Raw genomic sequence first — 21,189 nt, 5'->3', positions numbered from 1 at the left:
GTGCACAAGCGGCGCCCTACGATGGTGCGCGTGCCGAACCTGACCCCCGCCGATGCCGTAGCGGCCGTGCGCAACCCGCTCGCCTTCATCGCCGACCGCTGGACGCCGGATCCCCGGACCGTCCGGCGCGCGGCCCTCGCCGCACTCGTGATGTCGGTGGTCATCGTGGTCACCGGCGGCGCGGTGCGGCTGACCGGCTCCGGTCTCGGATGCCCGACCTGGCCCGAGTGCACCGACGGCTCGCTGACCCCGACGACCGCGCTGAGTTACCACAGCGCCATCGAGTTCACGAACCGCATGCTGACCTACGTGCTGTGCGCGGCGGTCGGCTGGGCGATCATCGCCGCCCGGTCCGAGAAGCCGCACCGGCGCAGCCTGACCCGGCTGGGCTGGGCGCAGTTCTGGATCGTGATGGGCAACGCGATCCTCGGCGGCGTCGTGGTGCTCGTCGGCCTGAACCCGTACACGGTGGCCGCGCACTTCCTGCTGGCGACGGCCCTGATCACGGTGGCCGCCCTGATGTGGCAGCGCACACGTGAGGGCGACGGGGAGCCGCGGCTCCTGGTCGGCAGGGCCGTGCAGCAGCTGGTCTGGGCCCTGGTGGTGGTGTCGCTGCTGCTCATCGCCGCGGGCACGGTGGTCACCGGCGCGGGCCCGCACCCGGGTGACTCGGGCGAGGTGGAGCGGATCGACGTCAGCTGGTCGGGGGTGGCCGAGCTGCACGCGGTGTTCGCGTGGATCGTCGTCTCGCTGACCTTCGCTCTGTGGTTCTTCCTCAAGGGCGTGAACGCCCCCCAGGGGCCGCGTGACCGCGTCCGCGACCTGTTCCTGATCCTGCTCGGTCAGGGCGTGATCGGTTACGTCCAGTACTTCACGCACCTGCCCACGGTCCTGGTGGGCCTCCACATGTTCGGCTCCTGCCTGGTGTGGATCGGCGTGTTGCGGGTCCTGCTGTCCCTGCGGGAGCGCGCCGAGGTGACGGCGGGTCTGCCCGCTCAGTCGTACGACGCGGTGAGCGCGTCGATCGCCGGTCCCAGGTAGTCGCGGGTCAGCCGGGCCCGGCGCGCCGTCCACTCCTCGGTGGGCGGCGCCGGGTGGTCGTAGCGACGGCGGCGGATGTCCTCGACGACCTCGGCGGGTGCCCCCAGTCCGGGCAGCAGGTCCAGCGCCTCGCCCTTGGAGATCAGCCGTCCCTCGCGCGCGGTGACGGTGGCCCGGGCGAAGGTGATCATGCCCAGGTCGACCCAGACGTCACGGGTCCACAGCGCCGCGTTGTCCAGCGCGGGCCGGTAGTAGTCCCGCTGGTCGCGGACGACGTAGGCGGCGAGCTCCCGGTCCGCGACCGGTGGCAGCAGCTCCGCCGGCGGCCGGCCGTGCAGCACCCGCCCGAAGGCGTGCAGCTCGCGCCGGGTCACCGGGGTGACGGGCCGCTTGAACAACTGCTCGTGCGCCCAGGTCAGGTGGCGGCCGGTGACGTCGTCCGCGGTCCCCGGGGTCAGATACGTGCAGTGCAGTCCGGTGGCCAGCGGCAGCGGGCGCAGGCGGGCGTGCAGCACGGCGACCTTCCACACGACGGCCGGGGTCACCGGCCCCGGCAGCACCGCGATCAGGTCCAGGTCGCTGCGGCCCTCCTGGTAGTCGCCGCCGGCGAGCGACCCGTGTGCCCAGACGGCGACCGGGTCCAGGGCGGTCAGGCCGCCGACGAACCGGGCGAGCAACGCTTCGGTTTCCATGCGCCCAGTCTGGACGGTCAGCCGAGCCCGTACACCCGTCTCGCGTTGCCCGCCGCGATCAGTCCGGCCACGCGCCGCGCGTCCGCCGGCGACCAGGCGTCCTCGGCGACCCAGCCGCCGAGCACCCGGTCGAGGGACTCGCGGAAGAGACGGGCGCCGACGACGTGCAGCTCGGGCAGGCCGTGGGCGCCGCTGGAGAAGAGGATCTTGCCGAAGGGGGCGAGCTCCAGGATCTCGGCGAGGATCGTCGCGGCCCGCGCGCCGGTACGCACCAGGGCCGCGCCCGAGTCCGCGTACACGTGCGGGAACACGCCGGCCAGGTGGGCGGCGTGGCGGTGGTAGGGGTAGCCGTGCAGCAGGACCAGGTCGGTGCCCAGGCCCGCGGTGGCCCGGACGAAGTCGGTCAGCAGGACCGGGTCGGTGCGGTCGATCCTCGTCCCGGGCTCGCCGAGGCCCGCGTGCAGTTGGAGCGGGAGGCCGGAGGCCACGGCGATCCACAGCAGGTGCCGCAGGAGGACCGGGTCGGTCAGTTCGCCGCCGACCCGGCGGTCGGCCAGCCAGCGGCCCGCGGCACCCCGCACCTCACCCGGGCCGGGCGGCTCCGGGGCCAGCGCGAGCCCGTGCCGCAGTCCGGCGACGGAGGTGAAGGCCACCGCGTTCGCCGCCGCGCCGTGCACCGACTCGGCGAGGTTGGCCAGGAACGACTCGACGGTGCCGGAGGTGTCGGCGACCTGCTCGGCCAGGAGTTCCAGACGGACGATCTCGCGGGCCTGGGCGGCGCCGGTCGAGGCCAGTTCGGCGGGGCCGGTGAGGTCGCCGGGGAGGCCGGTGTCGACGAGGTAGGTGGTGATGCCGCTGCCGCGCAGGAGCCGGCGGCCCGCCTCCAGGACACCGAGTTCACGGCGCCGGGCCAGGTAGCGGGCGGGCGGACAGTGCGGTTCCAGGCCGAGCAGCGGCGGGCACCAGCGTCGTACCGCGAAACCGGTCTGGGTGTCGAAGAGGGTGGTGCCGGGGGCGGGAGGGCCTTCGGTGCGGGCGAGCTGCGCCTCGAAGGTGCCGAGGCCGAGCTCCGTACGGAGGACGCCGTGGCAGTACTGGTCCACCAAGGACGGCGTGTCGATCATCCGGGCTCCCCGTGGACGACGGCTGCTTGACCGTCTTAACGGGTGAACGGGGACTGAGGTCGCGGTCCGGGGGGTGGGTACCGGCCGATCGGAGGCCACGGGCCGTACGCGGTCGCTCGCGCCGTTCCCCGCGCCCCCGAGGGGCGCCTGGTCAGCCGCCGATCTGGATGCCGGCCATCCGCTTCCACTCGTACGACCCCGTGGTCACCTTCGCCGCGAACTCGCCGTCGAAGGACTCGTGGACCGTGATGCCGGACTGCGCCACCGCCTGCTCGGCGATCTCGTACGACGGGGCCACCAGGTCGCCCCAGCCGCCGTCCTCGCCGACGAGGACGATGCGGGCGCCGCGTTCGCCGATGTAGGCCACCTGGCCCTCGGCGCCGCCGTGGGCCTTGGCGAAGGTGGCGATCTGCCTGGCGAGGCGCGCGACCTTGCGCTCGGCCCTCTTGTCCGCCTTCTGGTCCGGCTCAACCTGCTGCGTGTCTGCCATGGACAGGATGCTACTCACCAGTAGATCGACTGGCGAGGGCAGGGCGGTGTGACCTGTGTCAGCGCAGGAAGGGGTCGACGGCCACCGCGACGAACAGCAGCGACACATAGGTGATGGACCAGTGGAACAGGCGCATCTCCTTGAGCTTGCCGCCCGTCACCTCGGACTTGGCGCGGTTCTGCAGCGCGTGCGCCTCCCAGAGCCACCAGCCGCCCGCCGCCAGCGCGACCGCCGTGTAGAACCAGCCCGTGTAACCGAGCGGGGTCAGCAGCAGCGACACCACGACCATCACCCAGCTGTAGATGACGATCTGCTTGGCGACCACCTTGTTGGAGGCGATGACCGGGAGCATGGGCACGCCCACGCGCGCGTAGTCGTCCTTCACCTTCATGGACAGCGGCCAGTAGTGCGGCGGCGTCCAGAAGAAGATGACGAGGAAGAGGATGAGCGGCGCCCAGGAGAGCGAGTCCGTCACGGCCGACCAGCCGATCAGCACCGGCATGCAGCCGGCGATGCCGCCCCACACGATGTTCTGGGAGGTACGGCGCTTGAGGATCATCGTGTAGACGACGACGTAGAAAAGCAGCGCTCCGAGTGACAGCCAGGCGCTCAGCCAGTTGACGGTGAACCCGAACAGCAGCGTGGAGACGACCGCGAGGGTGACACCGAAGGCGAGGCACTCGCGCGGGCTGACCATGCCGGTCACCAGGGGCCGCTGCGAGGTGCGGTCCATCAGCGCGTCGATGTCGCGGTCGATGTACATGTTGAGCGCGTTCGCGCCGCCCGCGGAGAGATACCCGCCGACGCAGGTGAGCAGCACCAGTGTCATGTCCGGCACGCCACGCTGCGCCAGGAACATCACCGGAACGGTGGTGATGAGCAGCAGCTCGATGATCCGCGGCTTGGTCAGCGCCACGAAAGCCTTGACACGGGCCCCGATCGGCGGCCGGTGACTCGGGCTCTCGCTCGCACCGAGCACCCCGGCTGGACGGGATTCGACGGCCGTCACGCACACCCCTGACAGAGACTCCCAGCGAGCCCCGCCGTATGAACTCACGGTGAAGGCTCGCGCGTACCACGCCACCTTAGACGTTGCCCATACCCCGACCTTCGCGGGGGTGGGGTCGTGTTGGCGGACGTCTCGGGAGAGGCCGCGAAGGGCTCGGTTGAGCAGTCAGATGAGCGGCTGCGTATTCATGTGCCGAATGCCTTCCCGGCCAGTCGGGAGGCGGATCCCCGCAAGGCCCGGCAGTCTGGAAACACTCGAAAAAACGCACGTCCTTACGGGGGTAGGCTCGACAGCGGCCGGTGGGCACCCAGTGCACCGGCAGCCGGTGCGGGCGTGTGCCCGTGGACCGGTAACCGAACATGTGGAGAGGAGCCCTGACCCAGGGTGAGCACCAAGCCGACCACCACAGACCTCGACTGGACCGAGTTGGACCAGCGGGCCGTCGACACCGCCCGCGTCCTGGCCGCCGACGCCGTACAGAAGGTCGGCAACGGCCATCCGGGTACGGCGATGAGCCTGGCACCGGCCGCGTACACCCTCTTCCAGAAGGTGATGCGGCACGACCCGTCCGACCCCGAGTGGGTGGGCCGCGACCGTTTCGTGCTGTCCGCCGGCCACTCGTCGCTGACCCTCTACACACAGCTCTACCTGGCCGGCTTCGGCCTGGAGCTGGACGACCTGGAGTCCTTCAGGACCTGGGGCTCCAAGACCCCGGGCCACCCGGAGTACGGCCACACCAAGGGCGTGGAGACCACCACCGGCCCGCTGGGCCAGGGTGTCGCCAACGCGGTGGGCATGGCCATGGCCGCCCGCTACGAGCGCGGCCTGTTCGACCCGGACGCGCCGCAGGGCGAGTCCCCCTTCGACCACTTCGTCTACTGCATCGCCGGTGACGGCTGCCTCCAGGAGGGCATCTCCGCCGAGGCGTCCTCGATGGCCGGCCACCAGAAGCTCGGCAACCTGGTCCTGCTGTGGGACGACAACCACATCTCGATCGAGGGCGACACCGAGACGGCGGTCTCCGAGGACACCGTCAAGCGCTTCGAGGCCTACGGCTGGCACGTCCAGCGCATCGCCCCGAAGCCGGACGGCGACCTGGACCCGCACGCCATCTACAACGCGATCGAGGCCGCGAAGAAGGTGACGGACAAGCCGTCCTTCATCGCGATGCGCTCGATCATCGCCTGGCCCGCCCCGCACGCGCAGAACACCGAGGCCGCCCACGGCTCGGCGCTCGGCGACGACGAGGTCGCGGCCACCAAGCGTGTCCTCGGCTTCGACCCGGAGAAGCACTTCGACGTCGCCGAGGAGGTCATCGCGCACACCCGGCAGGCCGGGGAGCGCGGCGCGGCCGCGAAGGCCGAGTGGGAGAAGTCGTTCCAGCAGTGGCGTGACAACAACGCCGAGCGTGCGGCCGAATTCGACCGCATCGCCGCCGGCGAGCTGCCCAAGGGCTGGGAGGAGAAGATCCCGGTCTTCGAGCCCGGCAAGGGCGTCGCCACCCGCGCCGCCTCCGGCAAGGTGCTCCAGGCCCTCGGCGCGGTCATCCCCGAGCTGTGGGGCGGCTCCGCCGACCTCGCCGGGTCGAACAACACGACCATCGACAAGGACAGCTCGTTCCTGCCGGCGGACAACCCGCTGCCGGGGGCCGACCCGTACGGCCGCACCATCCACTTCGGTATCCGCGAGCACTCCATGGCCGCGGAGATGAACGGCATCACCCTGCACGGCAACACCCGTGTCTACGGCGGAACGTTCCTCGTCTTCTCCGACTACATGCGCAACTCCGTGCGGCTGTCGGCGCTGATGCACCTGCCGGTGACGTACGTGTGGACCCACGACTCCATCGGTCTGGGCGAGGACGGCCCGACCCACCAGCCGGTCGAGCACCTCGCCTCGCTGCGCGCCATCCCCGGTCTGAACGTGGTCCGTCCGGCGGACGCCAACGAGACCGCGATCGCCTGGCGCGAGATCCTCCGCCGCTACACCAAGGTCTTCGGCAAGGGCGCTCCGCACGGTCTGGCGCTGACCCGCCAGGGCGTGCCGGTGTACGAGTCCAACGAGGACACCGTCAAGGGCGGTTACGTCCTCTTCGAGGCGTCGAACGGCGCCCCCGAGGTCATCCTGATCGCCACCGGCTCCGAGGTGCACGTCGCCGTCGAGGCGCGCGAGCAGCTGGAGGCCGACGGCGTGCGCACCCGGGTCGTCTCCATGCCCTGCGTGGAGTGGTTCGACGAGCAGGACCAGGGGTACCGGGACAGCGTCCTGCCGCCGTCCGTCCGGGCGCGTGTGTCGGTCGAGGCGGGCATCGGTCTCACGTGGCACAAGTACGTCGGGGACGCCGGCCGCATCGTTTCCCTGGAGCACTTCGGTGCTTCCGCGGACGGCAAGGTGCTCTTCCGCGAGTTCGGCTTCACTGCCGAGAACGTGGCCGCCAAGGCCCGGGAATCCATCGCCGCCGCCCAGCGCTGACGCTCACATACGACACGTAGGAGATGTAATTCCATGACAGACGCACTCAAGCGCCTCTCCGAAGAAGGCGTCGCGATCTGGCTGGACGACCTGTCGCGCAAGCGGATCACGTCCGGCAACCTCGCCGAGCTGATCGACCAGCAGCACGTCGTGGGCGTCACCACCAACCCGACGATCTTCCAGAAGGCGATCTCCTCGGGTGACGGGTACGAGCAGCAGGTCTCGGACCTCGCCGCCCGCAAGGTGACCGTCGAAGAGGCCATCCGCATGATCACCACGGCGGACGTCCGCGACGCCGCCGACATCCTGCGCCCGGTCTACGACGCGACCGACGGCCAGGACGGGCGGGTGTCGATCGAGGTCGATCCGCGCCTGGCGCACAACACCAGGGCGACCGTCGCCGAGGCCAAGCAGCTGGCCTGGCTGGTGGACCGCCCCAACACGCTCATCAAGATCCCGGCCACCGAGGCGGGTCTGCCGGCGATCGCCGAGGTCATCGGCCTCGGCATCAGCGTCAACGTCACGCTGATCTTCTCGCTGGAGCGCTACCGCAAGGTCATGGACGCGTACCTGACCGGCCTGGAGAAGGCCAAGGAGCGCGGCCTGGACCTCTCGCTCATCCGTTCGGTGGCGTCCTTCTTCGTGTCCCGGGTGGACACCGAGATCGACAAGCGCCTGAACGGCCTGGGCACCGACGAGGCCAAGGCGCTGCGCGGCAAGTCCGCCGTCGCCAACGCCCGGCTCGCCTACCAGGCGTACGAGGAGGTCTTCTCCTCCGACCGCTGGCAGGCGCTGGAGAACGCGGGCGCCCGCAAGCAGCGCCCGCTGTGGGCCTCCACCGGCGTCAAGGACCCGGCGTACAAGGACACCCTGTACGTCGACGACCTGGTCGCGCCGAACACGGTCAACACCATGCCGGAGGCCACCCTCCTCGCGGTCGAGGACCACGGCGGCATCACCGGCGACACGATCACCGGCACCTACGAGCAGGCCCGCGCCGACCTCGACGCAGTCGAGCGGCTGGGCATCTCGTACGACGACGTGGTCCAGGTTCTGGAGGACGAGGGCGTCGAGAAGTTCGCCGCCTCCTGGAACGACCTGCTCAAGTCGACCCAGGCGGAGCTGGAGCGCCTGGCCCCCTCGGAGGGCTAAATTGTCGAGCAGCAACCCGCTGCGTGACCCCGCAGACCGACGGCTCCCGCGTATCGCGGGACCGTCGGGTCTGGTCATCTTCGGCGTCACGGGCGACCTCTCCCGCAAGAAGCTCATGCCCGCGGTCTACGACCTCGCCAACCGTGGTCTGCTGCCGCCGGGCTTCTCCCTGGTCGGCTTCGCCCGCCGCGAGTGGGCCAACGAGGACTTCGCCGCCGAGGTCCACGACGCCGTCAAGGAACACGCCCGCACCCCGTTCCGCGAGGAGGTCTGGCAGCAGCTCATCCAGGGGATGCGCTTCGTCCAGGGCACCTTCGACGACGACGACGCGTTCGAGCGGCTCCGCTCCACCATCGAGGAGCTGGACAAGGCGCAGGGCACCGGAGGCAACTTCGCCTTCTACCTGTCCGTACCGCCACGCTCCTTCCCGGTCGTCATCCAGCAGCTCAAGAAGCACGGGCTGGCGGACCAGAGCGGCGGCTCCTGGCGGCGCGCGGTCATCGAGAAGCCCTTCGGCCACGACCTGAAGTCGGCCGAGGAGCTCAACAAGGTCGTGCACGAGGTGTTCGAGCCGGACCAGGTGTTCCGGATCGACCACTACCTCGGCAAGGAGACCGTCCAGAACATCCTGGCGCTGCGCTTCGCCAACACCATGTTCGAGCCGATCTGGAACCGGTCCTTCGTGGACCACGTGCAGATCACCATGGCCGAGGACATCGGCATCGGCGGCCGGGCCGGCTACTACGACGGCATCGGCGCCGCCCGTGACGTCATCCAGAACCACCTGCTCCAGCTGATGGCCCTGACCGCGATGGAGGAGCCCGCCTCCTTCGACGCGGACGCGCTGGCCGCCGAGAAGGAGAAGGTGCTCGGCGCGGTCCGGATCCCCGACGACCTGGGCAAGCACACCGTGCGCGGCCAGTACGCGGCCGGCTGGCAGGGCGGCGAGAAGGTCATCGGCTACCTCGAAGAGGACGGCATCGACGGCAAGTCGAAGACCGACACCTACGCCGCCGTCAAGGTCGAGGTCGACAACCGCCGCTGGGCGGGCGTCCCCTTCTACCTGCGCACCGGCAAGCGGCTCGGCCGCCGGGTGACGGAGATCGCCGTCGTCTTCCAGCGGGCCCCGCACTCCCCCTTCGACCACACGGCGACGGAGGAACTCGGGCAGAACGCGATCGTCATCCGCGTCCAGCCCGACGAGGGCATCACCGTCCGCTTCGGCTCCAAGGTGCCCGGCACCTCCATGGAGATCCGGGACGTGTCGATGGACTTCGCCTACGGCGAGTCGTTCACCGAGTCGTCCCCGGAGGCCTACGAGCGGCTGATCCTGGACGTGCTCCTGGGTGACGCCAACCTCTTCCCCCGCACGGAGGAGGTCGAACTGTCCTGGAAGATCCTCGACCCGATCGAGGAGTACTGGGACCAGCACGGCAGGCCCGCCCAGTACAAGTCGGGCACCTGGGGTCCCGTCGAGGCCGACGAGATGCTCGCACGAGACGGACGGAGCTGGCGCCGGCCATGAAGATAGACCTCACGGACACCACGGCCGGCAAGGTCAACAAGGCGCTGGTGCAGGGCCGCCGGGCCATCGGCACGCCCGCCGTGGGCATGGTGCTCACCCTCGTCATCGTCACCGACGAGGAGAACGCGTACGACGCCCTCAAGGCCGCCGAGGAAGCCTCGCACGAGCACCCCTCGCGCACCCTGGTCGTCATCAAGCGCGTCTCCCGTTCCCCCCGCGACCGCACGGCGTCCCGCCTGGACGCCGACGTCCGGGTGGGCGCGGACGCGGGCTCCGGCGAGACGGTGCTGCTGCGGCTGCACGGCGAGGTCGCCGACCACGCCGACTCGGTGGTGCTGCCGCTGCTGCTGCCGGACGCCCCGGTCGTCGTCTGGTGGCCGGTCAACGCCCCGCTCGACCCGGCGAAGGACCCGCTGGGCGCCCTCGCCCAGCGCCGGGTCACCGACACCTACTCCTCCGAGCAGCCGGTACGGGAGCTGTCCGCCCGCGCGGACACCTACACCCCCGGCGACACGGACCTGTCCTGGACCCGGATCACGCCGTGGCGCTCGATGCTGGCGGCGGCCCTGGACCAGGTGGTCTGCGAGGTCAAGGCCGTCGAGGTGGAGGGCGAGGAGTTCAACCCGAGCTGCGAGCTGCTGGCGATGTGGCTCGCGGAACGGCTGGACGTCCCCGTCAAGCGCTCCCTCTCGTCCGGCCCCGGGCTGACGGCGGTCCGGATGCGGACCAGCGAGGGAGCGATCGCGCTGGACCGCGCGGACGGCTCGCTCGCCACGCTGTCCATCGACGGTCAGCCGGACCGGGCGGTGGCGCTGAAGCGGCGCGAGACGGCCGAGCTGATCGCGGAGGAACTGCGGCGGCTCGACCCGGACGATACCTACGCGTCGGCGCTGCGGTTCGGCGTGGAGCGGCTGAACGCCTCTCCGACGGCGGTCACGGAACCCGCCTCTCCGACGGCGGTCACGGAACCGGCGGATCCGCAGGCTTCGGCCGCGCAGGCCGACCCGGCCGCGCAGCCCGACCCGGCCGCGGAGGCGCCGGCCAAAGGAGAACCGGTCACCCGCGCGGCAGCAGCCCCCGAAGCCGCTGCCGAGGCTCCCACGACAGAAGCGGCGCCCCAGGAACGGCCGCCGCTGACGAAGAGGGCGAAGGCGACATGAGCACTCCCCAGCTGGTCGTGCATCACGACAAGGAGCTGATGGCGCAGGCCGCCGCGGCGCGCCTGATCACGAAGATCGTGGACGCCCAGGCCTCCCGGGGCGAGGCGTCCGTGGTCCTCACGGGTGGCCGCAACGGCAACGGGCTGCTCGCGGCCCTCGCCGCGGCTCCGGCCCGCGACGCCATCGACTGGAGCCGGCTCGACCTGTGGTGGGGCGACGAACGGTTCCTGCCCACGGGCGACCCGGAACGCAACGACACCCAGGCCCGCGAGGCCCTGCTCGACCAGGTCCCGGTGGACCCGAAGCGCGTGCACGCCATGCCCGCGTCGGACGGCCCCTGGGGCACGGACGTGGAGGCGGCGGCCGAGTCCTACGCGGCGGAGCTGGCCGCGGCGGCCGGTCCCGAGAACCACGGGCCGGTGCCGACCTTCGACGTCCTGATGCTGGGCGTCGGCCCGGACACCCACGTGGCCTCGCTCTTCCCGGAGCTGCCCGCGGTCCGGGAGACGGAACGCACGGTGGTGGGGGTCCACGGCTCCCCGAAGCCGCCGCCGACCCGGGTCTCCCTCACCCTGCCCGCCATCCGCTCGGCCCGCGAGGTCTGGCTGCTGGCGGCGGGCGAGGACAAGGCCGAGGCCGTCGCCATCGCCCTCTCGGGCGCGGGCGAGATCCAGGCCCCGGCGGCGGGCGCCCGGGGCCGCCGGCGCACCCTGTGGCTCCTGGACGCGGCGGCGGCGGCCCAGCTGCCCCGCTCGCTGTACCCGCCGGCTTCGCCCTGACGGGACCTGACGGGACCTGGCGAAGTCCTGAGCGGAACCCCCCGAGGAACCCGTACGGCCCGTCGGCCGTACGGGTTCTCTCATGCCGGGCCTTGCGCCCTACCGCCCGCGCAGCTCCCGGTACTTGGTCACCAGGGCCTTGGTCGACGGGTCCAGCCCCGCTACCTCGGCGCCCTCGGTCAGCGCCGGTTCCACGCGCTTGGCGAGGACCTTGCCGAGCTCGACGCCCCACTGGTCGAAGGAGTCGATGTTCCAGACCGCGCCCTGGGTGAACACCTTGTGCTCGTAGAGGGCGACGAGCTGGCCGAGGACCGACGGGGTCAGCTCGCGGGCGAGGACGGTGGTCGTCGGGCGGTTGCCCTCGAAGGTCTTGTGCGCGACCAGCTCCTCCGGGACCCCCTCGGCGCGGACCTCCTCGGCGGTCTTGCCGAAGGCCAGCGCCTGCGTCTGGGCGAAGAAGTTCGCCATCAGCAGGTCGTGCTGCGCCCTGAGTTCACCGCTCAGCTCGGCGACGGGCTCGGCGAAGCCGATGAAGTCCGCCGGGATCAGCTTCGTGCCCTGGTGGATCAACTGGTAGTAGGCGTGCTGCCCGTTGGTGCCGGGCGTGCCCCAGACGACCGGGCCGGTGGTCCACTCGACCACCTTGCCGTCCCGCGCCACGTGCTTGCCGTTGGACTCCATGTCCAGCTGCTGGAGGTAGGCCGTGAACTTCGACAGGTAGTGGCTGTAGGGCAGTACGGCGTGCGTCTGCGCGTCGTGGAAGTTGTCGTACCAGATGCCCAGCAGGCCCAGCAGCAGCGGGACGTTGGACTCGGCGGGGGCGGTGCGGAAGTGCTCGTCGACCAGGTGGAAACCGTCGAGCATCTCGCGGAAGCGGTCCGGGCCGACGGCGATCATCAGCGACAGGCCGATCGCGGAGTCGTAGGAGTAGCGGCCGCCGACCCAGTCCCAGAACTCGAACATGTTCTCCGGGTCGATGCCGAAGCCGGTGACCTTCTCGGAGTTGGTCGACAGGGCCACGAAGTGCTTGGCCACGGCTTCCTGACCGGCCTTCAGCTCGCCGAGCAGCCAGTTGCGGGCCGAGGTGGCGTTGGTGATCGTCTCGATCGTGGTGAACGTCTTGGAGGCGACGATGAACAGCGTCTCCGCCGGGTCCAGGTCGCGGGTGGCCTCGTGCAGGTCGGCGCCGTCGACGTTGGACACGAAGCGGACCGTGAGGTCGCGGTCGGTGAAGCTGCGCAGCACCTCGTAGGCCATCGCGGGACCGAGGTCCGAGCCGCCGATGCCGATGTTGACGACGTTCCTGATGCGCTTGCCGGTGTGCCCGGTCCACTCGCCGGAGCGGACGCGGTCGGCGAAGCCGCTCATCTTGTCCAGGACCGCGTGCACCTGCGGTACGACGTTCTCGCCGTCGACCTCGACCACCGCGTCCCGCGGGGCGCGCAGCGCGGTGTGCAGCACCGCCCGGTTCTCGGTGACGTTGATCTTCTCGCCGCGGAACATGGCGTCCCGCAGGCCGAAGACGTCGGTGGCGGCGGCCAGCTCGCGCAGCAGCCGCAGTGTCTCGTCGTTGACCAGGTGCTTCGAGTAGTCGATGTGGAGGTCACCGACCTGGAGGGTGTAGCCCGTGCCGCGCGCCGGGTCGGCCGCGAACAGGTCCCGCAGATGGGTGTCGGCGAGTTCCTCCCGGTGCTTGGCGAGCGCGGTCCACTCGGGCGTCTGGTTGAGCCTGGTACGGCCGTCTGCGTTCATTGCGACTTCAGCCTTCTTCCTTGCACCTGTCCTGTTGCCTGCCTGCGCCGCTGCCGTCCCAACCTAGTTGATCAGCTCGGGGCCCGGCCCGCCGTCGCGCTGTCCCGCGGCGCAACAACAGGTACGTCCGGCCGACGCACCGGTATCAACGAGGTGACGGCCGGCGCGAGCAGCGCGGGCCCGTTCGGGCTCCAGGCCCCGGCGACGGCGCCGCAGAGGAGGACGCCGGGCGGCGCGCCGGAGGTGGAGAAGGTGCGGAGGGCGGCGGCGATGCGGCCGGTCGTCGACTCGGGTGCGCGTTGCTGCATCAGCGTGACCTTGTGGACGTGCCACACCGTGTTCATCGCGCCGAGCAGTCCGAACAGCAGCCACGGCATGTAGCCGCAGGCGGTCACGGAGGCGAGGGCGAGGGGGGCGTCGGTCGGGCGCGCGGCCGACGGGGGCAGCGCCGAGGTCCGTAGCGCGTCCCCGGACCGGGAGACCACGGCGGCCGTCCACCGCCGTCCGGATCCCCCGCGCCACGCGGGTGTCCGCTCCTCCACCGTCATCACCGCCCCCTCACGGTTCGCCGATGGACAAACCGTAGAGGGCACCACTGACAACGGCCCGGGGCCCGGCCGTGAAGACGGCTCCGGCCAGGCGCCCTCGGGCACCCGACCGGTTCTCAACTCCTAGATCTCGCCCCGCAGTTTGGCGAGCGCCTCGGCGAGGATCGCCTCGCCGTCCGCGTCGCTGCGCCGCTCCCGTACATACGCCAGGTGCGTCTTGTACGGCTCGGTGCGCGGCGGGTCCGGCGGGTTGTCCCGGTCCTGGCCGGCCGGAAAGCCACAGCGCGGGCAGTCCCAGGTCTCGGGCACCTGCGCGTCGCTGGCGAAGCTCGGCTGCGTCTCGTGTCCGTTGGAGCACCAGAAGGAGATGCGCAGACGCGGCGCGGACTCGCCGCGCTCGGCCTCGCCCATCGGCCCCGCCCCGACCCGGCTGCCCCGGATCGCGTTGCCACTTGCCACGGTCGTAACTCCCTGCGTGATGGTGCCGCGAAGCGAGTCGGCGTGTCGCTTCGTTGCGAGCGCCTCAGTCTACGTAAGGCCCAACGCGCGTCCAGTGTTGGGAGTTACCGCCCCCGCACCTAGACGCAAGCCCCATGATAGGCCGCGCTCAGGTGCGCGTACCGAACATGGGGCCTTACGTGCGGATTGTGCGTGTGTGCGAGTCGCGGATCAGCTGTTCGTCTTCATCAGCATGCCGAGGACGATGATGCACGCGAACCACAGCAGACCGATCACCACGGTGATCCGGTCCAGGTTCCGCTCGGCGACCGAGGAGCCGCCGACGGAGGACTGCATGCCGCCACCGAACATGTCGGAAAGGCCGCCGCCCTTGCCCTTGTGCATCAGCACCAGCAGCATCATCAGCAGGCTGAAGACGATCAGGGCGATCGAGAACCCCAAAACCACGGCTGGACCAACTTCCTCGGAAACGGATGGACTGCGGGGCCGAATCCCCTGTTGAATCCGGGAACGCGGATCCAATAACAGTTTCGGCCCCGCAAGGGTACGACGGATCGCCGCTACCGCCTACTCTCGGGTCTGCTCACTGGTCGCGGAAACGCACGATCTTGACGAATTCGTCGGCGTCCAGCGAGGCGCCGCCGACCAGCGCGCCGTCGATGTCGGTCTGCGCCATGATCTCGGCCACGTTGCCGGCCTTGACCGAGCCGCCGTACTGGATGCGGACCTGGTCGGCCAGCTCCTGGCTGTACAGCTCGGCGAGCTTGGCGCGGATCGCCGCGCAGACCTCCTGGGCGTCCCCGGCGCCGCAGACCTTGCCGGTGCCGATGGCCCAGACGGGCTCGTAGGCGATCACGACGGACTCGGCCTGCTCGGCCGGGACGTCCTTCAGACCGCCCTCGACCTGGGCCAGGGTGTGGGAGACGTGGTTGCCCGCCTCGCGGACCTCCAGCTCCTCGCCGACGCACAGGATCGGGGTCAGACCGTGCTTGTAGGCGGTCTTGACCTTGGCGTTCACGATCTCGTCGGTCTCGGCGTGGTACTGCCGGCGCTCGGAGTGGCCGATGACCACGTACGTGCACTTCAGCTTGGTCAGCATCGGGCCGGAGATCTCGCCGGTGTAGGCGCCGGAGTCGTGCGCCGACAGGTCCTGGGCGCCGTACTTGATCTTGAGCTTGTCGCCGTCGACCAGGGTCTGCACGGAGCGCAGGTCGGTGAAGGGCGGCAGGACGGCGACCTCGACGGCCTCGTAGTCCTTGTCGGCCAGGGCGAAGGCGAGCTTCTGGACGTGCGCGATGGCCTCGAGGTGGTTGAGGTTCATCTTCCAGTTGCCCGCCATGATCGGCGTGCGCGTGCTCATGTGGGTCAGTCCTCCAGTGCGGCGAGGCCGGGGAGCGTCTTGCCCTCGAGGTATTCGAGGGAGGCGCCGCCACCGGTCGAGATGTGTCCGAACGCGTTCTCGTCGAAGCCGAGGATGCGCACGGCGGCTGCGGAGTCCCCGCCGCCGACGACGGTGAGGCCCTTGGACTCGACGAGGGCCTGGGCGACGGCCCGGGTGCCCGCGGCGTAGTCGGGGTGCTCGAAGACGCCCATGGGGCCGTTCCAGAAGACGGTGGCGGCGTCGGCGAGCTTCGAGGCGTACAGCTTGCCGGTCTCCGGGCCGATGTCCAGGCCCATCTGGCCGGCCGGCATGGCGTCCGCGGCCACCGTGCTCGGGTGGGACGGGGCCTTGCCCGACAGGTCCGGGAACTCGGGGGCGACCAAGGTGTCGACCGGCAGGACGATCTCCACGCCGGTCTTCTCGGCGCGCTCCAGGTACTCGGTGACGGTGGCGAGCTGGTCCTCCTGGAGGAGGGAGCTGCCGACCTCGTACCCCTTGGCCTTGAGGAAGGTGTAGACCATGCCGCCGCCGACGAGGATGCGGTCGGCCTTGCCGAGCAGCTCGTCGATCACGGCGAGCTTGTCGGAGACCTTGGCGCCGCCGAGCACCACCACGTAGGGGCGCTTGACGTCCTCGGTGAGCTTCTTCAGGACGCCGACCTCGGTGGCGATCAGGTAGCCGGCGTAGTGCGGCAGCCGGGCCGGGAGGTCGTAGACGGAGGCGTGCTTGCGGTGCACGGCGCCGAAGCCGTCGCCGACGTAGACGTCCGCGAGGGCGGCCAGCCGGTCGGCGAACTCGCCGCGCTCGGTGTCGTCCTTCGAGGTCTCACCGGCGTTGAAGCGCAGGTTCTCGATGACGGCGACCTGGCCGGGCTCGAGTCCGTTCACCGCGTCGTGGGCGGCGGGGCCGACGGTGTCCTGGGCGAAGGCGACCGGGGCGCCGAGGAGTTCGGCGAGCCGCTCGGCGGCCTGGAGCAGGGAGAACTTGGGGTCCGGGGCACCCTTGGGGCGGCCCAGGTGGGAGGCGACGACCACCTTGGCGCCCGCGTCCGCGAGGGCCTTGACGGTGGGCAGGACGGCGCGGATGCGGCCGTCGTCGGTGATGAGGCCGTCGGACATCGGCACGTTGAGGTCGGCGCGGACGAAGACCCGCTTGCCGTCGACCCCTTCGGTGAGGAGTTCGTCGATCGTCTTCATGGTTTGGGGACTCCTACAGGAGGGCTCTTGATCGTACGAGGGCTGATCGAACCGTAGCCGCCGGGTCGATCCTTACGTGCGTCAGGGCTCGGGCGGCGCGACGTTGCGCTGCCCGAGCCCTGCTACCGCATCGAGGTGCCTGCTCGGCCGATCAGAGCTGGTTGCCGACGAAGACCGTGAGGTCGACGAGGCGGTTGGAGTAGCCCCACTCGTTGTCGTACCAGCCGAGGATCTTCACCGTGTTGCCCTCCTGGACCATGGTCAGGGAGGAGTCGAAGGTGCAGGAGGCCGGGTCGCCGACGATGTCCGAGGAGACGATCTCGTCCTCGGTGTAGGCCAGGTAGCCCGCCAGGTCGCCGTCCTCGGAGGCCTTCTTGAACGCGGCGTTGACCTCGTCCTTGGTGACCTCGCGCTGCAGCGTCACGACCAGGTCGGTGGCGGAGCCGGTCGGGACCGGGACCCGCATCGCGATGCCGTCGAGCTTGCCCTTGAGCTGCGGGAGGACCAGCGCGGTGGCCTTGGCGGCACCGGTGGTGGTCGGGATGATGTTCTCGGCGGCGGCACGCGCGCGACGCAGGTCCTTGTGCGGGAAGTCCAGGATCCGCTGGTCGTTCGTGTACGCGTGCACCGTGGTCATCAGACCCTTGACGATGCCGAAGTTCTCGTCGAGGACCTTCGCCATCGGCGCCACGCAGTTGGTGGTGCAGGAGGCGTTGGAGATGACGTGGTGGTTCGCCGGGTCGTACTTGTCCTGGTTGACGCCCATGACGATGGTGATGTCCTCGTCCTTGGCCGGAGCCGAGATGAGGACCTTCTTCGCACCACCGGCGATGTGCTTGGCGGCGTCTTCCTTCTTGGTGAAGATGCCGGTCGACTCGATGACGATGTCGACGCCCAGCTCACCCCACGGGATGTCGGAGGGGTTGCGCTCGGACAGGACCTTGATGGTGTGGCCGTCGACCGTGATGGTGTCGGCGGTGTGCGAGACCTCGGCCTTCAGCCGCCCAAGGATCGTGTCGTACTTGAGCAGGTGGGCGGTGGTAGCGGTGTCACCCAGGTCGTTGACAGCCACGATCTCGATGTCAGCACCCTGCTCCAGCAGAGCGCGGAAGTAGTTGCGACCAATACGGCCGAAGCCGTTGATGCCTACGCGGATCGTCACGAACCGATCTCCTCGTTGGTACGCCGGCCATGCGGTGCCGGCGAGCTGTATTTGGGATGTCCCCGACCACCCACGACCCTACCTCTCTGAGGCCTCCGTGGTGACATCCAGATGCCTCATACACGGCGAGGCGGTCCGTACCCGCCAGTAGGGGTACGGACCGTCTCGGAACGGGGGTCGAATCACGCCGTTTTGTCCCGGAATGCCGACCGGTCTTCAGGCCGTTGTCACTCGTTCGTGAGCGGGTCGGCTCACATGTCGAGTGCCGTCGCGGTCAGTTGTCGAGTGCCGTCAACGCCTTCTTCACCAAGGCGGCACGATCGGCGGCCGAGCTGACCTGTTCCAGGCCGAAACCGAGCAGCACGGTGCGGTCCGTGGTGACGGCTCCGTATGTCTTGAACAGGGGTCCGGTGCGCTCCCAGTCCTTGAGGACGGCCGGGCTGCCGGGGGGCGGTCCGGCGGCGGCCCAGGCGCCGAGCGAGGTTTCGAAGCCCTCGCTCTGGGTGGCCGCCCCGCCGGTCAGCAGCGAGGTGTCGTCGACGAGGACGCCGTGTCCGCCGGTGCTGGGGTCGGTGATGTAGGCGATGGAGACCTCGACGGTCCGCCCCGCGTAGGCGCTCAGGTCGAACCTCACCGGCTGCCAGCCCGCCGAACTGCCGGTGAGGCTGTGCCAGGAACCGCTGGTACCGCTCGCGGCGCACCCGTTGCCGGTGATGGTCAGGTAGTGCTTGAGCCACGGGTGCTCGGCGATCAGGAACCCGGCCCCGCACTCGCTCGGCACCGCGTCGCTGGTGGCGCCGCCCGCCTCCGGCAGGGTCGTCCAGTCGTCGGAGCCCACGACGTGCGCCTCGACCACCGCGTGGTCGTAACCGGGCTCGGTGTCCCAGAGCAGCCTGGCACCGAGGGCCGGCTGGTCGGCCGCGGTGACACCGGTCAGGTCGATGGTGCGGGTGAGGCGCTTGTAGGCGTCGTCGGTGTGGACCGCGGCGGCCATGTAGGAGCCCGAGTACGGCCCGTACGGGTTGACGGTCCCGGCGAACTGCCCCGCGCCCGCGCTGGCGAACTGCGGGTAGGTGTCGGTGGAGAGTTCGTCGGAGGTGACGGCGTAGGTCCCGGCCTTGTCGAGCGGGTTGGCGGCGGTGCCGGTGAGGGCGCCGCCGGAGCCGTTCAGCGCGCCGGAGCCGGTGAAGCCGGTCGCCCCGGGGGTCGAGGTGCGGGAGTACGCGCCCAGGTAGTACTGGCTGAAGTCGTTGGACGGGGTGCCGTCGCCGAGGTCGACGCTGCCGCCGGCCAGCTCGCCCGCCTCGATCAGCTTGCCGCCCTCGTTGAGGTAGGCACGCAGCTGGAGCTGGGTGTCGTTGCCGGGGCCGCCGGTGCCCGAGTAGTGCACGACCGTCCTGAAGTGCTTCAGTACGCCGAGCGCGTCGGGCGCGCCCTGGGTCGCGACGTCCCAGACGACCGCCCTGTGCCCGGCCGCCTTCAGCGCGTCGACGTAGGTCTGCGCCTGGGCCGCCTTGGCGCCCTCCTCGGCGACCACCAGAGTGTCGGCCTTGGGCCGCTCCGCCACGGTGTAGGTGAAGTGCGTGCTGGAGACCTTCTTGCCGTTCCCGGTCTCGCCGCTGAACCACACCTCGACCTTGTCGCCCGGCGCACCGTCCTTCACCTTGGCCCGGTACTCGTCGAAGTAGAGGTCGTCCGCACCGCCGTAGGTCTCGCCGCCCTTCCAGTGCCGCAGCCCCACGTCGTGCGTACGGCCGTGGTTGACGCGGTACCTGAGCTCCTTGTCGCGGACCGCCTTGCGGACGACGACGGAGACCTCCTGGTCGGCGCCGCGCGAGTACGACGTGGAGAACGTGGCCGGGGTGAAGTCGGCGGCGCTCAGGCCGACCGAGGAGACGGGCTGGTCGGGGTGGGCGGCGGTCTCGGCGACGGAGAGCGCGAAGGGCACGTTCTTCTCGAACTCGTCCTGGATCAGCTTCTCGTCGTCCGGGAAGTTGAAGACCGACTGGCAGTCGGCGGCGTTCCAGGCGTCGTTCGGGTCGATGGCCGAGGCGGTCTGACAGGTCGACATCTCCGGGGTGAACATCGCCATCCCGTTGACGTTGGACGCGTGGCCGTCCGCCTCGCCGTTGGTGGTGTAGAGCTCCGAGGACACCTGCGAGTGGTAGCCGGGGATCGCCGGGTTGTCCGGGGTGCCGGCCAGCGCCTTGTAGAGGACGTCGTCAGGGGTCGGCGTGGCCACCTGCCAGCCGACCCCGTAGAGCAGGAGTTCGGCGGCGGAGTGGTAGTTGATGCCGTACGTGAACCCGACGCGCTTCTCGAAGTCGTCCAGCGCCTTCGTCTCGGGCTCGGACTCGGGGCTCGCGCCGCGGAAGGTCTCACTGGTGGGGTTGGGGGACGACCCCTCGTCGTCGTAGCCCCACTTGTAGCCGAAGTTGCGGTTGAGGTCGACGCCGTCACCCGTGCTGATGACACCGTCGCCGTTGACGTCCCGCAGGTTCTTGCGCCACAGCCGGGTGTCGGAGTTCTGGAAGGTGTAGTCGTAGCCGTCGGGGTTGGCGGACGGCACGAACCACAGCTCGGTCGAGTCGACGATCTTCTTGACCCGCTTGTCGGTGCCGTAGTTGTCCAGGTAGTAGTGCATCAGCCGACGGGTCATCTCCGGCGTGATCCACTCGCGCGCGTGCTGGTTGGACACGTACAGCACGGACGGCTTCGAACCGTCCTTGGAGCTCTTGGCGCCCTTGGTCAGTTTGAGCGCGAGGATGTCCTGGCCGTTCAGCGTCTTGCCGATGGACTCGACCTTGGTGAGGCCGGGGTTGGCCTGCGCGGTCCGAAGGATCTCCTCCTTGAGCCCGCCGCTGCCGCCGTACGGGCGGAACACGCCCTGGGAGGCGTCCGCGACCCGGTTCTCCGCCTTGGCCGACAGCGTGTGCTCGGTGAGCCCGACGCCCTGCTTCTCCAGGGTCCGCGCCTGCCCGTCGGTGAGGTAGAGCTCGACCTGGGTCTTGCCGGATCCGGTGACCTGGTCGCCCAGCTCGTGGCCGTCCTGGCCGGCCTTGAGCAGCAGGGGAATCTGCTTCTTGGTGACGTCGGCGCGGAAGACCTTGACCTCGTCGGGGTCGGGCTTGGCCGAACCCCCGGTCTGCGCCTGGGCCATGGGTGCGAGTGCGGCTCCGCCGATCAGGAGCGCGCCGACAGCGAGGATCGATCTCGCTCTGTGTCTCATGAACCCCCCTAGCAGTGG

At 70.1% G+C, this 21,189-nt stretch carries 17 protein-coding genes and 1 pseudogene; 6 read left to right on the top strand and 12 right to left on the bottom strand.

Features of this window, described 5'->3' with window-relative positions; genetic code table 11:
* Positions 1–21: 21 nt before the first annotated feature.
* Complete coding sequence (locus ACFY3I_RS14320; protein ID WP_365283405.1) at positions 22–1,041, top strand: COX15/CtaA family protein; 1,020 nt, start codon at positions 22–24, stop codon at positions 1,039–1,041.
* Here ACFY3I_RS14320 and ACFY3I_RS14315 read toward each other — a convergent pair.
* The 4 genes from ACFY3I_RS14315 to ACFY3I_RS14300 form a co-directional block, all read right to left on the bottom strand.
* On the bottom strand, positions 996–1,733 hold the full coding sequence (locus tag ACFY3I_RS14315) for a nucleotidyltransferase (RefSeq protein WP_390860774.1): 738 nt from the start codon (positions 1,731–1,733) through the stop codon (positions 996–998). The two genes, ACFY3I_RS14320 and ACFY3I_RS14315, sit on opposite strands and share 46 nt — an antisense overlap.
* A 17-nt stretch (positions 1,734–1,750) precedes the next feature.
* Positions 1,751–2,857, bottom strand: coding sequence for an amidohydrolase family protein (locus tag ACFY3I_RS14310; RefSeq protein ID WP_390860773.1), 1,107 nt, complete (start codon positions 2,855–2,857; stop codon positions 1,751–1,753).
* Between the two features lie 151 nt (positions 2,858–3,008).
* Positions 3,009–3,347 (bottom strand): hypothetical protein, encoded by a 339-nt coding sequence (locus ACFY3I_RS14305; protein WP_390860772.1) that lies wholly within the window; start codon positions 3,345–3,347, stop codon positions 3,009–3,011.
* Positions 3,348–3,405: 58 nt separating this feature from the next.
* Entirely contained in the window at positions 3,406–4,362 is a 957-nt protein-coding gene (locus ACFY3I_RS14300) for a heme o synthase (protein WP_365283397.1), read from the bottom strand.
* A 378-nt stretch (positions 4,363–4,740) separates the two neighbouring features.
* Here ACFY3I_RS14300 and tkt point away from each other — a divergent pair, with 378 nt between their 5' ends.
* From tkt to pgl, 5 genes are read left to right on the top strand one after another with little or no spacing between them, the layout of a single operon-like run.
* A complete protein-coding gene (tkt, locus tag ACFY3I_RS14295) occupies positions 4,741–6,828 on the top strand; it encodes a transketolase (RefSeq protein ID WP_390860771.1) in 2,088 nt (695 codons plus the stop codon).
* Between the two features lie 33 nt (positions 6,829–6,861).
* Positions 6,862–7,980 (top strand): transaldolase, encoded by a 1,119-nt coding sequence (gene tal, locus ACFY3I_RS14290; RefSeq protein ID WP_390860770.1) that lies wholly within the window; start codon positions 6,862–6,864, stop codon positions 7,978–7,980.
* A gap of 1 nt (position 7,981) precedes the next feature.
* A complete protein-coding gene (gene zwf, locus ACFY3I_RS14285) occupies positions 7,982–9,505 on the top strand; it encodes a glucose-6-phosphate dehydrogenase (RefSeq protein ID WP_365283391.1) in 1,524 nt (507 codons plus the stop codon).
* Entirely contained in the window at positions 9,502–10,665 is a 1,164-nt protein-coding gene (opcA, locus tag ACFY3I_RS14280) for a glucose-6-phosphate dehydrogenase assembly protein OpcA (protein ID WP_390860769.1), read from the top strand. The genes zwf and opcA overlap by 4 nt, the downstream gene beginning before the upstream one ends.
* Entirely contained in the window at positions 10,662–11,444 is a 783-nt protein-coding gene (pgl, locus tag ACFY3I_RS14275; RefSeq protein WP_365283387.1) for a 6-phosphogluconolactonase, read from the top strand. Before opcA ends, pgl begins: the two co-directional genes overlap by 4 nt.
* Positions 11,445–11,543: 99 nt before the next feature.
* On the opposite strand, the gene pgi is transcribed toward pgl, so the two are convergent.
* The 8 genes and pseudogenes from pgi to ACFY3I_RS14235 form a co-directional block, all read right to left on the bottom strand.
* A complete protein-coding gene (pgi, locus tag ACFY3I_RS14270; RefSeq protein WP_390860768.1) occupies positions 11,544–13,196 on the bottom strand; it encodes a glucose-6-phosphate isomerase in 1,653 nt (550 codons plus the stop codon).
* Positions 13,197–13,543: 347 nt separating this feature from the next.
* A pseudogene (locus ACFY3I_RS14265) lies at positions 13,544–13,744 on the bottom strand (MFS transporter); the annotation flags it as partial.
* 123 nt (positions 13,745–13,867) lie between these two features.
* Positions 13,868–14,203 carry an RNA polymerase-binding protein RbpA gene (locus tag ACFY3I_RS14260; protein WP_003976875.1) on the bottom strand — a complete coding sequence of 112 codons (336 nt, stop codon included), beginning with the start codon at positions 14,201–14,203 and terminating at the stop codon, positions 13,868–13,870.
* A 210-nt stretch (positions 14,204–14,413) separates the two neighbouring features.
* On the bottom strand, positions 14,414–14,644 hold the full coding sequence (gene secG / locus ACFY3I_RS14255) for a preprotein translocase subunit SecG (RefSeq protein ID WP_351733361.1): 231 nt from the start codon (positions 14,642–14,644) through the stop codon (positions 14,414–14,416).
* 142 nt (positions 14,645–14,786) lie between these two features.
* Complete coding sequence (gene tpiA, locus ACFY3I_RS14250) at positions 14,787–15,563, bottom strand: triose-phosphate isomerase (protein WP_365283381.1); 777 nt, start codon at positions 15,561–15,563, stop codon at positions 14,787–14,789.
* 5 nt (positions 15,564–15,568) lie between these two features.
* Positions 15,569–16,780: a phosphoglycerate kinase gene (locus ACFY3I_RS14245; RefSeq protein WP_390860767.1), complete on the bottom strand. Its 1,212-nt coding sequence runs from the start codon at positions 16,778–16,780 to the stop codon at positions 15,569–15,571.
* 151 nt (positions 16,781–16,931) lie between these two features.
* Positions 16,932–17,942 carry a type I glyceraldehyde-3-phosphate dehydrogenase gene (gap, locus tag ACFY3I_RS14240; RefSeq protein WP_365283377.1) on the bottom strand — a complete coding sequence of 337 codons (1,011 nt, stop codon included), beginning with the start codon at positions 17,940–17,942 and terminating at the stop codon, positions 16,932–16,934.
* Positions 17,943–18,216: 274 nt separating this feature from the next.
* Entirely contained in the window at positions 18,217–21,171 is a 2,955-nt protein-coding gene (locus tag ACFY3I_RS14235; protein WP_390860766.1) for a M14 family zinc carboxypeptidase, read from the bottom strand.
* Between the last annotated feature and the right edge of the window lie 18 nt (positions 21,172–21,189).

The organism is Streptomyces sp. NPDC001068 (genome assembly GCF_042897315.1).
In the GTDB taxonomy this organism is placed as follows: Bacteria; Actinomycetota; Actinomycetes; order Streptomycetales; family Streptomycetaceae; genus Streptomyces.
This window is presented reverse-complemented; position numbering and strand designations above follow the sequence as displayed.